At 63.3% G+C, this 14,535-nt stretch carries 14 protein-coding genes; 8 read left to right on the plus strand and 6 right to left on the minus strand.

What is annotated here, in order from left to right:
• The first annotated feature begins 8 nt into the window (after nucleotides 1-8).
• Nucleotides 9-2,162 carry a mechanosensitive ion channel family protein gene (locus ACIPZB_RS20260; RefSeq protein WP_400642319.1) on the plus strand — a complete coding sequence of 718 codons (2,154 nt, stop codon included), beginning with the start codon at nucleotides 9-11 and terminating at the stop codon, nucleotides 2,160-2,162.
• Between the two features lie 87 nt (nucleotides 2,163-2,249).
• On the opposite strand, the gene ACIPZB_RS20265 is transcribed toward ACIPZB_RS20260, so the two are convergent.
• Complete coding sequence (locus ACIPZB_RS20265) at nucleotides 2,250-2,963, minus strand: UTRA domain-containing protein (RefSeq protein WP_400642321.1); 714 nt, start codon at nucleotides 2,961-2,963, stop codon at nucleotides 2,250-2,252.
• Nucleotides 2,964-3,292: 329 nt separating this feature from the next.
• Here ACIPZB_RS20265 and ACIPZB_RS20270 point away from each other — a divergent pair, with 329 nt between their 5' ends.
• The 6 genes from ACIPZB_RS20270 to ACIPZB_RS20295 all read left to right on the plus strand — a co-directional run bounded on the left by ACIPZB_RS20270 (nucleotide 3,293) and on the right by ACIPZB_RS20295 (nucleotide 8,594).
• Nucleotides 3,293-4,357 (plus strand): ABC transporter substrate-binding protein, encoded by a 1,065-nt coding sequence (locus ACIPZB_RS20270; protein ID WP_400642323.1) that lies wholly within the window; start codon nucleotides 3,293-3,295, stop codon nucleotides 4,355-4,357.
• 128 nt (nucleotides 4,358-4,485) lie between these two features.
• Nucleotides 4,486-5,292: an alkaline phosphatase family protein gene (locus ACIPZB_RS20275; RefSeq protein ID WP_008092910.1), complete on the plus strand. Its 807-nt coding sequence runs from the start codon at nucleotides 4,486-4,488 to the stop codon at nucleotides 5,290-5,292.
• Entirely contained in the window at nucleotides 5,289-6,140 is an 852-nt protein-coding gene (locus ACIPZB_RS20280) for an ABC transporter permease (RefSeq protein ID WP_400642325.1), read from the plus strand. The genes ACIPZB_RS20275 and ACIPZB_RS20280 overlap by 4 nt, the downstream gene beginning before the upstream one ends.
• Nucleotides 6,130-6,936, plus strand: coding sequence for an ABC transporter permease (locus ACIPZB_RS20285; RefSeq protein ID WP_008092907.1), 807 nt, complete (start codon nucleotides 6,130-6,132; stop codon nucleotides 6,934-6,936). Before ACIPZB_RS20280 ends, ACIPZB_RS20285 begins: the two co-directional genes overlap by 11 nt.
• 1 nt (nucleotide 6,937) lies before the next feature.
• Nucleotides 6,938-7,927, plus strand: a complete 990-nt coding sequence (locus tag ACIPZB_RS20290; RefSeq protein WP_400642326.1) for an ABC transporter ATP-binding protein — start codon at nucleotides 6,938-6,940, stop codon at nucleotides 7,925-7,927.
• A 13-nt stretch (nucleotides 7,928-7,940) separates the two neighbouring features.
• Nucleotides 7,941-8,594: an HAD family hydrolase gene (locus tag ACIPZB_RS20295; protein ID WP_400642327.1), complete on the plus strand. Its 654-nt coding sequence runs from the start codon at nucleotides 7,941-7,943 to the stop codon at nucleotides 8,592-8,594.
• Nucleotides 8,595-8,704: 110 nt separating this feature from the next.
• Here the strand turns inward: ACIPZB_RS20295 and ACIPZB_RS20300 are convergent, their stop codons facing one another.
• Nucleotides 8,705-9,667: an NAD(P)H-quinone oxidoreductase gene (locus ACIPZB_RS20300; protein ID WP_400642328.1), complete on the minus strand. Its 963-nt coding sequence runs from the start codon at nucleotides 9,665-9,667 to the stop codon at nucleotides 8,705-8,707.
• 140 nt (nucleotides 9,668-9,807) lie between these two features.
• Here ACIPZB_RS20300 and ACIPZB_RS20305 point away from each other — a divergent pair, with 140 nt between their 5' ends.
• Nucleotides 9,808-11,889 (plus strand): carboxy terminal-processing peptidase, encoded by a 2,082-nt coding sequence (locus ACIPZB_RS20305; protein ID WP_400642329.1) that lies wholly within the window; start codon nucleotides 9,808-9,810, stop codon nucleotides 11,887-11,889.
• Between the two features lie 165 nt (nucleotides 11,890-12,054).
• Here ACIPZB_RS20305 and ACIPZB_RS20310 read toward each other — a convergent pair whose 3' ends face one another.
• The 4 genes from ACIPZB_RS20310 to ACIPZB_RS20325 form a co-directional block, all read right to left on the minus strand.
• Complete coding sequence (locus ACIPZB_RS20310; RefSeq protein ID WP_008101091.1) at nucleotides 12,055-12,423, minus strand: hypothetical protein; 369 nt, start codon at nucleotides 12,421-12,423, stop codon at nucleotides 12,055-12,057.
• Nucleotides 12,420-12,758 (minus strand): multiprotein-bridging factor 1 family protein, encoded by a 339-nt coding sequence (locus ACIPZB_RS20315; protein ID WP_400642330.1) that lies wholly within the window; start codon nucleotides 12,756-12,758, stop codon nucleotides 12,420-12,422. The genes ACIPZB_RS20310 and ACIPZB_RS20315 overlap by 4 nt, the downstream gene beginning before the upstream one ends.
• A 101-nt stretch (nucleotides 12,759-12,859) precedes the next feature.
• Nucleotides 12,860-13,300: a YkvA family protein gene (locus tag ACIPZB_RS20320; RefSeq protein WP_400642331.1), complete on the minus strand. Its 441-nt coding sequence runs from the start codon at nucleotides 13,298-13,300 to the stop codon at nucleotides 12,860-12,862.
• A 280-nt stretch (nucleotides 13,301-13,580) separates the two neighbouring features.
• Nucleotides 13,581-14,321: an FKBP-type peptidyl-prolyl cis-trans isomerase gene (locus tag ACIPZB_RS20325; protein ID WP_400642332.1), complete on the minus strand. Its 741-nt coding sequence runs from the start codon at nucleotides 14,319-14,321 to the stop codon at nucleotides 13,581-13,583.
• Nucleotides 14,322-14,535 lie beyond the last annotated feature (214 nt).

Below are 14,535 nucleotides of genomic sequence, written 5' to 3' on the forward strand. Positions count from 1 at the left end.
ATTTCCCGGTGCCTGCCCTCCTGCGTTGCCTTGCCCTGCTGCTGTTTCTCTTCGTTTCCCCGGCCCAGGCGGCGGGCCTGCCCGGCCTGCTCGGCTCGAAAGCGCCAGCCCAGCCCGAGGCGACCGAGCCGCTGGGCAAGTCGCTGGACGAGGTGATCAAGAACCTGGAGAACGACCAGCAACGCGCCAAGCTGCTGGCCGACCTGAAGAAACTGCGTGATGCCACCAAGCAATCGCAACCCGCCGCCGAACAGGGCGTACTGGGCCTGATCGGCGGCGCCTTGCACGACCTGGAGAAGCAGTTCAGCGGCGAGGCCAGCCCGTTCAACCGATGGGCGCTGGAAATCGACCAGGCACAGACAGAACTGACCGAACTGATGGTGCCGGTGCGCGAGTGGCCGGCGATCCTGTTCGGCTTTGCCGCGATCATCGCCGTCTGGAGCCTGCTGGCCTATGCCTTCAACTGGATCGGCCACCGGGTGCGAGTGCGCTTCGGCTTGACCGAGGAACTGCCCCAGCACCCACGCACCTGGGACCTGGTGCGCTTCGCCCTGCGCAAGCTCGGGCCATGGCTGGTGGCGCTGGTGTTCACGGTGTACCTGAGCTTTGCCCTGCCCTCCTCGCTCGGCAAATCGATGGCCATGGTGCTGGCCTATGCACTGGTGGTAGGCACCTGCTTCTCGGCCATCTGCGTGATCGCCTTCTCCTTGCTCGACGGCCCGCATCGTCACCGTGCCCTGCATATCCTGCGTCACCAGGCCTTCCGCCCGCTGTGGCTGATCGGCAGCTTCGCCGCCTTTGGCGAAGCCATGAGCGACCCACGCCTGACCGTCGCCCTCGGCACGCACCTGGCGCATTCCCTGGCCACCCTTGCCAACATCATCGCCGCGCTGTGCACGGGCCTGTTCATCCTGCGCTTCAGAAGGCCGATCGCTCACCTGATCCGCAACCAGCCTCTGGACCGTCGCCTGACCCGCCGCACCCTGAGCGACACCATCGAACTGCTGGGCAGTTTCTGGTTCGTGCCGCCGCTGATCCTGGTGGCGATTTCGCTGATCGCCACGTTCGTTTCCGCCGGCGACACCAGCACCGCCTTGCGACAGTCGCTGATGTGCACGGTGCTGGTAGTGGTGAGCATGGTGCTCAACGGCCTGGTCCGCCGCCACGCCGCCAACCCGAAACGCGCCAACAAGCGCCAGGCGGTCTACACCGAACGCTTGCGCAACTTCGCCTACGCCTTGCTGCACCTGGGCATCTGGCTGGTGTTCATCGAACTGGGGCTGCGGGTGTGGGGGCTGTCGATGGTCAGCTTCGCCGAGGGCGAAGGCCATGAAGTCAGCATGCGCCTGGCGGGGCTTGCCGGGACGTTGATCGCCGCCTGGCTGGTGTGGATCCTGGCCGACACGGCGGTGCATCACGCCCTGGTGCGTTCACGCCGGGGCCTTGCCAACGCCCGCGCGCAAACCATGATGCCGCTGATTCGCAACGTGATGTTCGTGGCCATTTTCATCATCGCGGTGATCGTCGCCCTGGCCAACATGGGCATGAACGTCACGCCGTTGCTGGCCGGTGCCGGTGTGATCGGCCTGGCCATCGGTTTTGGTGCGCAGTCCCTGGTGGCCGACCTGATCACAGGGCTGTTCATCATCATCGAGGACTCGCTGGCCATCGATGACTACGTCGATGTCGGCGGCCATCTGGGCACGGTCGAAGGCCTGACCATCCGCACCGTGCGGCTGCGCGACATCGACGGCATCGTGCACACCATTCCGTTCAGCGAGATCAAGAGCATCAAGAACTACTCGCGCGAGTTCGGCTATGCGATCTTCCGCGTGGCGATCCCGCACAGCATGAACATCGACCAGGCCATCACGCTGATACGGGAAGTGGGGCAGAAACTGCGCAACGACCCGCTGATGCGCCGCAACATCTGGTCGCCGCTGGAGTTGCAGGGGGTGGAGAGCTTCGAGTCGGGGTCGGCCATCCTGCGGGCGCGCTTCAAGACGGCGCCGATCAAGCAGTGGGAAGTGTCGCGGGCGTTCAACCTGGCGCTCAAGCGCCAGCTCGACGAAGCGGGGCTCGATTTGGCGACGCCGCGGCTGTCGGTGCAGGTAGTGACGGCTGGGGGTGGGGGGATGACAGAGACCGGTTCCTCCAGTTAGGGCCTCATCGCCGGCAAGCCGGCTCCCACAGGCACCCCACATTCCTTGTGGGAGCCGGCTTGCCGGCGATGGGCTGCAAAGCAGCCCCTATCCAGCCTGCGCGCGGATGCAAATCGCATCATGCCGCCAATACTCCAGGTCACAGTCGATCAGGTGCCCGTGCTGGTCGCTGTTGACCCGGGTGATATGCAGCCCCGGGCTGCCCGCAGACACCTTCAGCGCCGCCGCCGCGTCCACCGGCAAGGCGGTGGGCAAGATCTCGAAGCGCACCTGCCCATATTCGATGCCATACACCCGCCCATAGATCTCGGTCAGCGACTGCGCCAGCTCCTGTTCGAGAATGCCCGGGAAATACTGCGGGTCGAGGTAATGCTCGGCATACAGCACCGCCCGACCATCGATCCGCCGCAATCGGCATATACGCACCACGCTGGACAACGCTGGCAGGTGCAGGCGTGCGCAGATGGTCGCCGGGGCCGGCTGCAGGCGGGCCGACAACAGCTCGGTGGTAGGTTGCCGGCCTTGGGCCCGCACCATTGCATGAAAGTGGCTACGCTCGATCAGGTCGTAGGTCAGCCGTTGCGGTGCGACGAACCAGCCGCGCCGCTCCTCACGGTAGATCAGGCCCTGGGCCTCCAGCTGCACCAATGCCTCGCGCAGGGTGATGCGCGTGGTGTCGAACACCTCGCTGAGCTTGCGCTCGGCGGGTAGTTTGCCGCCCGGCGCAAGCAAGCCGTGCTCGATCTGCTCCTGCAAGGCATGGCAGATGGCTGTTACCGCACGCGGTGGCGTCGACTGCATCAAGGGTTACCTATCTGGACTAGTCCAGCCCCACGACAGGGCCTCTGGAGAATAGTGCAAGCCTAGGCAGGGCTGATGAACATCCTGTGACAGAGGCTTTGGCCAAGCCGCTGCCTGAAGCGCGCCAAGCCCGCAAATTCAAGGGTACGAACTGGTCTACGCTGTATTTTCAGGTAACCGTGGCCAGCGCTCGAGGTCTCCCCCTACATCAAACTGTCACGCAAGCGGCCTACCTTGGCGCAAGGTTTGCTGACCTAGACCAACGGTTCCCAAGCAACGGTTTCATGCATCACCACGATCGCTAAAGGCACCCACCCAAGGAGCTTCGGATGAAAAAGTTCTTCATGGCGTCACTGCTCGGCTCGGCTATCGCCCTGTGTACCTCGGCCATGGCCGCAGGCACCGACCTCAAGGCCCTGGAAGACGCCGCCCGCAAGGAAGGCGTAGTCAACAGCGTGGGCATGCCCGATGCCTGGGCCAACTGGAAAGGCACCTGGGAAGACCTGGCCAGCAAGTACGGCCTCAAGCACACCGACACCGACATGAGCTCGGCCCAGGAGATCGCCAAGTTCGACGCCGAGAAGGACAACGCCAGTGCCGACATCGGCGACGTCGGCGCAGCCTTCGGCCCGATTGCCGTGACCAAGAACGTGAGCCAGCCGTACAAGCCCAGCACCTGGGACCAGGTGCCCACCTGGGCCAAGGACAAGGACGGCCACTGGGCGCTGGCCTATACCGGCACCATCGCGTTCATCATCAACAAGGATCTGGTCAAGGAAGAAGAGCGGCCGAAATCCTGGCACGACCTGGAAAAGGGCAAGTACAAGGTCGCCATAGGTGACGTCAGCACTGCCGCCCAGGCGGCCAACGGCGTGCTCGCCGCCGCCATTGCCTACAAAGGCGACGAGACCAATATCGCGCCCGGGCTGCAGTTGTTCACCAAGCTGGCCCAGCAGAAGCGCCTGTCCATGGCCAACCCGACCATCCAGACGCTGGAGAAAGGCGAAGTGGAAGTCGGCGTGGTGTGGGACTTCAACGGCCTGAGCTACCGTGAGCAGATCGACCCCAAGCGCTTCGATGTGCTGATCCCGTCCGACGGTTCGGTGATTTCCGGCTATACCACCATCATCAACAAGTACGCCAAGAACCCCAACGCGGCCAAGCTTGCGCGTGAGTACATCTTCAGCGATGCCGGGCAGATCAACCTGGCCAAGGGTCATGCCCGCCCGATTCGCGCCGAGCACCTGACGTTGCCGGCCGATGTGCAGGCCAAGCTGCTGCCCAACGAGCAGTACAAGGCCGCGCAGCCGATCAAGAATGCCGAGGTGTGGGAAGCGACTTCCAAGAAGCTTCCGCAGATGTGGCAGGAGCAAGTGATCATCGAGATGGAGTAAGGCGCGCGTTCTCTAGCGCCTGGAGCGGCCTCATCGCCGGCAAGCCGGCTCCCACAGGGTCACCACAAAGCGCTGTGGGAGCCGGCTTGCCGGCGATGAAGGCAACGCGGTAATTGACTGGAGCCAACATGCAACACAACGTCATTCTTGTCCTGCTCGACGGCCTCAACCATCAGGTAGCCCACCACGCCATGGGCCACCTGCATGCCTATGTCGAAGCCGACCGTGCCGCGCTGTACCGTGTGGAATGCGAACTGCCCTCACTGTCGCGCCCGCTGTACGAGTGCATCCTCACCGGCGTGCCGCCGATCGACAGCGGCATCGTGCACAACAACGTCAACCGCCTGTCCAACCAGCGCAGCGTGTTCCACTATGCCCGCGAGGCCAACCTGGGCACGGCAGCGGCGGCCTATCACTGGATGAGCGAGCTGTACAACCGCTCGCCCTTCGACCCGTTGCGCGACCGCCACACCCACGCGCCGAAAATGCCGATCCAGCACGGCCTGTTCTACTGGGCCGACCACTACCCCGACTCGCACCTGCTGGCCGACGCCGAATACCTGCGCCGTCGCCACGCGCCGAACTTCCTGCTGGTGCACCCGATGAACATCGACGACGCCGGCCATCGCCACGGCCTGGACAGCAGCCAGTACCGCAACGCCGCGCGCACCGCCGACATTCTCCTGGCCGACTACCTGCCGCGCTGGCTCGAAGAGGGCTACCAGGTGCTGGTCACCGCCGACCACGGCATGAACAACGACCGCTCGCACAACGGCCTGCTGGCCGAGGAACGCGAAGTGCCGCTGTTCGTGTTCGGCGATGCCTTCAGCCTCGACCCTGTGGCCAAGCCGCTGCAGACCGAGTTGTGCGGCACGATCTGCGAACTGCTCGGCGCGGCCCACGACAAGACCGTGTGCCGGGAGCTGCTCAAGTGACTGCACCCAAGAGCAGCAGCACCCGCGGCCGTTACCTGGCCCTGCTCTGCCTGCTGCCTTTCGCCGTGTTCTTCGTCATTTTCCAGATCGCCCCACTGGCCTGGGTGGCGATCAACAGCGTGCAGTCGGACGCCGGTTGGGGCCTGGAAAACTTCACCAAAGTGTTTGCCTCGAAGTTCTACCTGCAGGCCCTGCAACGCAGCCTGGAGATCAGCTTCTGGTCGAGCCTGTTCGGCATCGTCATCGCCACCCTCGGCGCCTACTCGCTGCGCCAGGTGGATTCGCGCCTGCGCGACTTCGTCAGCGCCTTCGCCAACATGACCAGCAACTTCGCCGGCGTGCCGCTGGCCTTCGCCTTCATCATCCTGCTCGGCTTCAACGGCGCGCTGACCCTGCTGCTCAAGCAGGCCGGCCTGCTGGAAGACTTCAGCATCTATTCCAAGAGCGGGTTGATCCTGGTGTACACCTATTTCCAGATCCCGCTCGGCGTGCTGCTGCTCTATCCGGCCTTCGACGCCCTGCGCGAAGACTGGCGCGAGTCGGCCGCACTGCTTGGCGCCAGCCACTGGCAATACTGGCGGCATATCGGCCTGCCGGTGCTCACTCCGGCACTGCTGGGCACCTTCGTCATCCTGCTGGCCAACGCCCTGGGCGCCTACGCCACGGTGTATGCGCTGACTACCGGCAATTTCAACGTGCTGCCCATCCGCATCGCCGGCCTGGTGGCCGGTGACATCACCCTCGACCCGAACCTGGCCAGCGCGCTGGCCATGGTACTGGTGGGGTTGATGACGCTGGTTACCGTGGTGCACCAATGGCTGCTGAAGAGAAGCTACCATGCGCGCTGAGTCCTCCTACAAGCCACGCTCCGCTGCCCTGTACCACCGGCTGGTGGTTTACCTGCTGTTCCTGATCCTGCTGCTGCCGCTGGCTGGCACCCTGCTCTACTCGCTGGCGACCAGCTGGTCGGCCAGCCTGCTGCCCAGCGGCCTGACCCTGAAATGGTACCTGGCACTGTGGAGCGAGCCGCGTTTTCTCGCGGCGTTTGGCCAGTCGCTGCTGGTGTGCGTCGGCGCCCTGGTGCTGTCGGTGGTGCTGATCCTGCCGCTGTTGTTCGTGGTGCACTACCACTTCCCTCGGCTCGACGCACTGATGAACATCCTCATCCTGCTGCCCTTCGCGGTGCCGCCGGTGGTGTCGTCGGTTGGCCTGCTGCAGCTCTATGGCAGCGGGCCGATGGCCATGGTCGGCACGCCGTGGATCCTCATTGGCTGCTACTTCACCATCGCCCTGCCCTTCATGTACCGGGCCATCACCAACAACCTGCAGGCGATCAACCTGCGCGACCTGATGGACGCGGCCCAGTTGCTCGGTGCCAGCACCTGGCAGGCCGCGTTCCTGGTGGTGCTGCCGAACCTGCGCAAGGGCTTGATGGTGGCCCTGCTGCTGTCGTTCTCGTTCCTGTTCGGCGAGTTCGTGTTCGCCAACCTGCTGGTGGGCACCCGCTACGAGACCCTGCAGGTGTACCTGAACAACATGCGCAACAGCAGCGGCCACTTCAACAGCGCCCTGGTGATCTCGTACTTCGCCTTCGTGCTGGTGCTGACCTGGGTCGCCAACCGCCTGAACAAGGACAAGACCTGACATGAGCTTCGTCAGCGTACAGAAACTGCACAAAGGCTATGCCGGCATTCCAGTATTCGAGAACATCGACTGCCAGATCGAACGCGGCGAGTTCGTCACCCTGCTCGGCCCGTCCGGTTGCGGCAAATCCACCCTGCTGCGCTGCATCGCAGGGCTGACGCCGGTGGACGGCGGGCAGATCCTCCTCGATGGCCAGAACATCGTGCCGCTGAGCCCGCAGAAGCGTGGCATCGGCATGGTGTTCCAGAGCTATGCGCTGTTCCCCAACATGACCGTTGAACAGAATGTCGCCTTCGGCCTGCGCATGCAGAAGGTAAAAGCCGAGGAGAGCCAGGTGCGCGTGCGCGAGGCCCTTGAGCTGGTGGAGCTGGGCAGTTTCGCCGGTCGCTACCCGCATCAGCTGTCTGGCGGCCAGTGCCAGCGCGTGGCCCTGGCCCGCTCGCTGGTCACCCGGCCCCGCCTGCTGCTGCTCGACGAGCCGCTGTCGGCGCTGGATGCACGTATCCGCAAGCACCTGCGCGAGCAGATCCGCGCCATCCAGCGCGAGCTGGGGCTGACGACCATTTTCGTCACCCACGACCAGGAAGAAGCGCTGATCCTGTCTGACCGCATCTTCCTGATGAACCAGGGCCGCATCGTCCAGAGCGGAGATGCCGAAACCCTCTACACCGCCCCCGTCGACCTGTTCGCCGCGGGCTTCATCGGCAACTACAACCTGCTCGACCCGGACAGCGCCAGCCGCCTGTTGCAGCGCCCGGTGGCCAGCCGCCTGGCGATCCGCCCGGAATCGATCACACTGGGCCGCAATGGCGAACTCGACGGCGAAGTCCGCAGCCACAGTCTGCTCGGTAACGTGATCCGCTACCGGGTACGGGTGCGCGACGTGGAGCTGGTGGTCGATGTGCTCAATCGCTCATCGGCCGACCTGCACGCGGACGGCCAGCGGGTATCCTTGTCGATCGACCCTACCGCGCTACGGGAAGTGGCCTAAGGAGATTCAACACATGGCACTGGCAATTTTCGATCTGGACGAAACCCTCATCCACGGTGACTGCGCGTCGCTGTGGAGCGAGCAGATGGCGCGGCTGGGCTGGGTCGACGGCAAGGAGTTCCTGCACCGCGACCGTGCGCTGATGGAGGCCTACGGCAAGGGGCACCTGCAGATGGAGGACTACATGGCCTTCAGCCTGGAACCGATTGCCGGGCGTACCCTGGAAGAGGTCGAGCATCTGGTCCAGCCGTGGGTCGAAGAGGTGATCGAGCCGATCATCTACGGCGATGCCTGCCGCTGCATCGCCGAGCACCGCAAGCGTGGTGACCGTGTCCTGATCATTTCGGCCTCGGGTACGCACCTGGTCGGGCCAATCGCGGCGCGCCTGGGGGTGGACGAATACCTGGCGATCGAGCTGGAGGCGGTGAACGGGGTGTATACCGGCAAGACCCATGGGGTGCTGACCTACCGCGAAGGCAAGGTCACTCGGTTGCTGGAGTGGCTGGATCAGGAGCAGGAGAACCTGGAAGGGGCCAGTTTCTATTCCGATTCACGCAATGATCTACCGTTGTTGCTGAAGGTGGAATACCCGCATGTGGTGAATCCCGATGCAGTGCTGCGCGAGCATGCCGAGATCAATGGGTGGCCGATTTTGAGCTGGTCCTGAAGTATTGCGCTGGCAGGTCTGGCCCTATCGCCGGCAAGCCGGCGCCCACAGGTACCGCAGCGCCGCGGACAATGTGGGAGCCGGCTTGCCGGCGATAGGGCCCGCCTGGCTTACATCAAGCTCGGGTCGATCACCATCACCAGCTTGCCCGACACCTGGTTGCTCTCAAGCTCGGCATACGCCGCCTGGGCAAACTCGACCGGGTAGGTATCGACCAGCTGCGGCGACAAACGCCCTTCGCTGAACAGTGGCCACACCTGCTGTTGCAGCTCGCGCAGCAACTCGGCCTTGAACCCGTCGTCACGGTTGCGCAACGTCGACCCTGTGATTTCCAGGCGCTTGCCCAGCACCTGCGCCAGGTCCAGCTCGACCTTGCGCCCGCCCATCAGGCCGATGATGACCCAGCGGCCATCACGGGCCAGCAGCTTGAGGTTGAGCTGGCCATAGCTGGCACCCACCGGGTCGAGAATCACATCGAACGGGCCAAAACCTTCGAGCGCGTCGAGATTCTCGTTACGCACCACGCCACCGGCCGCGCCCAGGTCCTGACAGTAGGCCAGGCGGTCCTGAGAGCCCACGCTGACATACACCGGGTTGCCAAAGGCCTTGCACAGCTGGATCGCCGCCGAGCCCACGCCACTGGCACCGGCGTGCACCAGCACCTTCTCGCCCGCTTTCACCGCGCCCAGTTGGAAAATGTTCAACCACGCCGTGGCATATACCTCGGGCAACGCGGCCGCTTCCTGCAGGGTCAGGCCCTCGGGCACCGGCAGCACATGGCGGGCGTCCACCATCACTTCCTCGGCCATGGCGCCGCTGGCCAGCAACGCACACACCCGGTCACCCACGCGCCAGTCGGCGCCCGGTCCCACTTCCTCGATCACCCCGGCACACTCCAGGCCCATGAACGGGCTGGCGCCGGGGGGTGGCGGGTAAAGGCCCTTCATCTGCAGCAGATCGGCGCGGTTCAGCCCCGCAGCGGCCACCCGAATGCGTACCTGGCCGGCGTCACAGCCCGGGCGTTCGGCCTCGACCCAGGCCACATGTCCGTCTTCGCCTTGCAATGCTTTCACAGTGCCTCCATAGTTGAATCATGACTGAGCCTGGGGAACGCGTGCCCCAGGCTTTTTGCAGTATTTGTCCGGCTCCATGGAACCGGCAACGGAAAAGACGGCCTACTATGCGTGATCAATTGCCTACACGTCGAATCAGCATGAAGCATTTCCTCCCAAGCACCGCCCTGGCCCTGATGATCGGCCTGGGCAGCCTTACGCTCGGCGGCAATGCGGCGGCCGCCAACAAGTGGGACAGCCTGCAGCCGGACCGTGACGAGATCGTCGCCAGCCTCAACGTGGTGGAGCTGCTCAAGCGCCACCATTACAGCAAGCCGCCGCTCGATGACGCCCGCTCGGTGATCATCTACGACAGCTACATCAAGCTGCTCGACCCCGCGCGCAGCTACTTCACCGCGGCCGACATCGCCGAGTTCGACAAGTGGAAGACGCAGTTCGACGACTTCCTCAAGAGCGGCAATCTCGACCCTGGCTTCACCATCTACAAGCGCTACCTGGACCGCGTCAAGCAACGCCTGGACTTCGCCCTGGCCGAGCTGAACAAGGGCGTCGACAAGATCGACTTCACCACCCAGGAAACCTTGTTGATCGATCGCGAGAACGCGCCGTGGATGAAGAACCAGGCCGAACTCGACGACCTGTGGCGCAAGCGCGTGAAAGACGAAGTGCTGCGCCAGAAGATCGCGGGCAAAGAGCCCAAGCAGATCCAGGAAACCCTGACCAAGCGCTACAAGAACCAGCTTGCGCGCCTGGACCAGACCCGTGCCGAGGATATCTTCCAAGCCTACATCAATACCTTCGCGCAGTCCTACGACCCGCACACCAACTACCTGTCGCCGGATAACGCCGAGAACTTCGACATCAACATGAGCCTGTCGCTCGAAGGCATCGGCGCGGTGCTGCAGAGCGACAACGACCAGGTCAAGATCGTGCGCCTGGTGCCGGCAGGCCCGGCGGCCAAGACCAAGCAGGTGGCCCCGGCCGACAAGATCATCGGCGTGGCCCAGGGCAACAAGGAAATGGTCGACGTGGTCGGCTGGCGCCTGGACGAAGTGGTCAAGCTGATCCGTGGCCCGAAAGGCTCGGTGGTGCGCCTGGAGATCATCCCGGCGAGCAATGCGCCAAGCGACCAGACCAGCAAGATCGTTTCGATCACCCGCGAAGCGGTCAAGCTCGAAGAGCAGGCGGCGAAGAAGTCGGTGCTCAAGCTCAAGCAGGATGGCCGCGACTACAAGCTGGGCATCATCGAGATTCCGGCCTTCTACCTGGACTTCAAGGCCTACCGTGCCGGCGATCCTGAGTACAAGAGCACCACGCGCGACGTGAAGAAGCTGCTCACCGAACTGCAGAAGGAAAAAGTCGACGGCGTGGTCATCGACCTGCGCAACAACGGCGGCGGTTCCCTGCAGGAAGCCACCGAGCTGACCAGCCTGTTCATCGACAAGGGCCCGACCGTGCTGGTACGCAACAGCGACGGCCGCGTCGACGTGCTCGAAGACGAAAACCCCGGCGCCTTCTACAAAGGCCCGCTGGCGTTGCTGGTCAACCGCCTCTCGGCCTCGGCTTCGGAGATCTTCGCCGGTGCCATGCAGGACTACCACCGCGCACTGATCATCGGTGGCCAGACCTTCGGCAAAGGCACCGTGCAGACCATCCAGCCACTCAACCATGGCGAACTGAAGCTGACCCTGGCCAAGTTCTACCGGGTTTCCGGGCAGAGCACCCAGCACCAGGGCGTGCTGCCGGATATCGACTATCCGTCGATCATCGACACCAAGGAAATCGGCGAAAGCGCCCTGCCCGAAGCCATGCCATGGGACACCATCCGCCCGGTGGTCAAGCCAGCCGCTGACCCGTTCAGGCCGTTCCTGGCGCAGCTCAAGGCACAGCATGAAGCGCGCAGCGACAAGGATGCGGAGTTCACCTACATCCGTGACCGTCTGGCGTTGACCCAAAAGCTGATGAACGAGAAGACCGTCAGCCTCAATGAGCAGGAACGCCGTGCGCGTCACGACCAGATCGAGGCCAAGCAACTGGCGCTGGAGAACACCCGCCGCAAGGCCAAGGGTGAGGAACCGCTCAAGGAGCTGAAGAAAGAGGACGAAGACGCCTTGCCGACCGAGGATGAGAACACCAAACCGGAAGACGACGCCTATCTGGCGGAGACCGGTCGCATCCTTATCGATTACCTGAGTGCTAGCACCAAGGTGGCCAAGAAGTAAGGTTCAAGCGTTAACAAAGGGGCCAGACATGTGGATGTCTGGCCCCTTTTTTTTTGGGCTTGCAAATGCATGACTTGAGTCTTTTAACGCCGCGGATATCGAGCGCCGCGCGGGCGGCGCTCGATCTCATGATTGCTAGAAAATTAAAGCCAGGCCCCCAAGGGCTCAGGCAATCTCGGGATAACTGTACTCGAACACCCTGACCACTTCAGAGGCATGCCAGGACGCCGCCTCCATGCCATCCACCGGCCCGGAAAAGCGCCCAAGGCGCTCCACGCACTCGAAGAAACCCGTGCGCGGCAGGCGGCTGGCGCCCTGGCTGATCACCAGCGAGCTGCGCAGCGGCTGCTCGGCACGGGCATCGAGCACGGCCAGGTATTCAAGCGCGGCGGTCAGCGTCTGCATGGCGGGGCTGGGCAATTGCAGGCGCTCGATCAGCGCACGGTACGTCAGCAAATGACGTTGACGGCGGGCCAGGTCAAGCTCGTCCAGCAGGCTTTGCCAGTGCTGGCGGCTGATCCTGACCTGGCTCATGACGGTTCGCTCCAGCCGGTGACGCCCAGGTGCCAGGCCAGGGCCCGGCGGATCGCCGCATCCGGCTGGCGTTCGCCGGATTCGATCATGGCCAGGTAGGCCGGGCTGACGCCGACATTGCGCGCCAGCTGCTCGGCAGCAATGCCCTTGGCTTGACGCAACTGCGCCACCTCACTGAATGCGGGCAAACTGACGCTTGGTGCCGGCTGCTCGTCTGCCGCGATAACCGCTTCGGCAGGTGCCTGGCCGGCGGCCTTGAGCAGCGCCTGGTACTGCTCCCAGGGAACGACGGCGTACTCGGGCTGACCGTCCCGGCTAATAACCTGAATACCCATTACAAACCCCCTTACTTTGGATTACAGCATGTAATCCGTAGGCATAACCCTTATGCCAATTATATTACCAAGTGTGGGAGTGTGTGGGGATCGGCGCGCTTTCAGTGGCTTTTGCGCTCCAGGCGCAGCGCTTCGGGGGTGTCGGGCAGGCGCTCGACCACACGCAGACGCTCTGGCGCCTGGCTGTCGCGCCAGGCCTTGAAGCGCGCCAGCTCATCGGACACGGTCTTCAGTACCCAGCCGAGCACGGCGATGTCATCGAGAAAACCCACGCCCAGCAACCAGTCAGGAATGGCATCGATGGGGCTGACGAAATACAGCAGGCCGGCGACGATGGTCACCAGCGCCTTGGGGCTGATCGACCGGTACTCACCGCGCCACCAGGCCAGGCACAACGCCTGCAACAACTTGACGTCTTCACGCAGTTGACCGAGGCGCGGCCCCTTGCGGGCCACCGCGAACAGCAAGGCCGGCAGCCGGCCACGACTGAGCAAGCGCTCGGCCAAGGGCAGGAAGCGGGCGAAATTCCAGGGTGCGCTCATAGGGCCTCCAGCGGGGAAAAGGTTATCCACATTTATTGTGGATAACCTTGTGAACAGGGCGAAGTTTCTGACGGCAGGCGCCCACAAGGCAAGGGCCCCGGTCAGATCGGGCGTTTTTTACACAGTCGTTACAGTTACGCAAACGATTTGCGTCTCAAGCGTCCCCTTTCTTCACACCGTCCTTGCTCGGACAGTGGCGCTGTCCAGGGGTTCGCTCGAAGCCGGCGGCACAAACGAAAACGCCCCGTCGAAACGGGGCGTTATCACCTACCTGTGTTGCTTAGTTGGCAGGGGCTTCGGCTTCAGGCGCCTCGCCTTGCAGCTGGCTCGGGTCCTTGATGGCGATCAGTTCCAGGTCGAACACCAGGACCGAGTTCGCCGGAATCAGCGGGCTCGGGCTCTGTGCGCCGTAGGCCAGTTCAGCCGGGATGAACAGCTTGTACTTCTCGCCGACGTGCATCAGTTGCAGGCCTTCGACCCAACCCGGGATCACGCCGCTGACTGGCAGGTCGATCGGGCTGCCGCGCTCGACCGAGCTGTCGAACACCTTGCCGTCGATGAGCTTGCCTTCGTAGTGGACAGTGACCACATCGGTCGGCTTGGGCTGTGGGCCGTCGGCTTTCTTGACCACTTCATACTGCAAGCCCGAGGCGGTGGTGACCACGCCTGCCTTCTTGGCGTTTTCTTCGAGGAATTTCTTACCGGCGCTGGCCGCTTCTTCGCTGGCCTTGGCCAGGCGCTCCTCGGCGCGCTTCTGCAGCGAGGTGAAGGCCTCTACCAGCTCTTCGTCCTTGATGCGTTGTTCTTTCTTGCCAACGGCGTCTTCGATACCGAGAGCGACGGCTTTGGAATCAAGGTCTTCCATGCCTTCCTGAGCCAGGCTCTTGCCCATGTTCAGGCCGATACCGTAGGAGGCTTTCTGTGCCGGAGTCTTCAGCTCGGGGCTGCTGGCTTGTTGATCACAGCCAGCCAGTACCAGGCCTACCAGGGCAACCGCAGCCGCCAAACGATGCTGTTTCATGCTATTTCCTTGTTCATGCGCCATGTGGGCAATCAGGGTAAAGCCGCGAGCTTATCAGGCGGCCATTACCAATGGCTACCGGCATAAGAGCGGGTTCTGGTAAGGAAGTTCAGTGCTTAAAAGGTAATTCATCCACAAAACACAGCCATTGGCCAGTATTGACCCTTCATCGCGGTTTCGCTCGAAAATTATGGCGATTAATGTCGGGAAGTTC

This window comes from Pseudomonas sp. NPDC089396 (genome assembly GCF_044749545.1).
Taxonomy (GTDB): Bacteria; Pseudomonadota; Gammaproteobacteria; order Pseudomonadales; family Pseudomonadaceae; genus Aquipseudomonas.

Excerpts from the sequence above, each read along its gene's own strand:
- ACIPZB_RS20325 (WP_400642332.1), bottom strand. The coding sequence starts at position 14,321 with ATGAAACAGCATCGTTTGGCGGCTGCGGTTGCCCTGGTAGGCCTGGTA.
- ACIPZB_RS20315 (WP_400642330.1), bottom strand. The coding sequence starts at position 12,758 with ATGGGTATTCAGGTTATTAGCCGGGACGGTCAGCCCGAGTACGCCGTC.
- ACIPZB_RS20310 (WP_008101091.1), bottom strand. The coding sequence starts at position 12,423 with ATGAGCCAGGTCAGGATCAGCCGCCAGCACTGGCAAAGCCTGCTGGAC.
- ACIPZB_RS20270 (WP_400642323.1), top strand. The coding sequence starts at position 3,293 with ATGAAAAAGTTCTTCATGGCGTCACTGCTCGGCTCGGCTATCGCCCTG.
- ACIPZB_RS20320 (WP_400642331.1), bottom strand. The coding sequence starts at position 13,300 with ATGAGCGCACCCTGGAATTTCGCCCGCTTCCTGCCCTTGGCCGAGCGC.
- ACIPZB_RS20265 (WP_400642321.1), bottom strand. The coding sequence starts at position 2,963 with ATGCAGTCGACGCCACCGCGTGCGGTAACAGCCATCTGCCATGCCTTG.
- ACIPZB_RS20295 (WP_400642327.1), top strand. The coding sequence starts at position 7,941 with ATGGCACTGGCAATTTTCGATCTGGACGAAACCCTCATCCACGGTGAC.
- ACIPZB_RS20290 (WP_400642326.1), top strand. The coding sequence starts at position 6,938 with ATGAGCTTCGTCAGCGTACAGAAACTGCACAAAGGCTATGCCGGCATT.
- ACIPZB_RS20285 (WP_008092907.1), top strand. The coding sequence starts at position 6,130 with ATGCGCGCTGAGTCCTCCTACAAGCCACGCTCCGCTGCCCTGTACCAC.
- ACIPZB_RS20275 (WP_008092910.1), top strand. The coding sequence starts at position 4,486 with ATGCAACACAACGTCATTCTTGTCCTGCTCGACGGCCTCAACCATCAG.
- ACIPZB_RS20305 (WP_400642329.1), top strand. The coding sequence starts at position 9,808 with ATGAAGCATTTCCTCCCAAGCACCGCCCTGGCCCTGATGATCGGCCTG.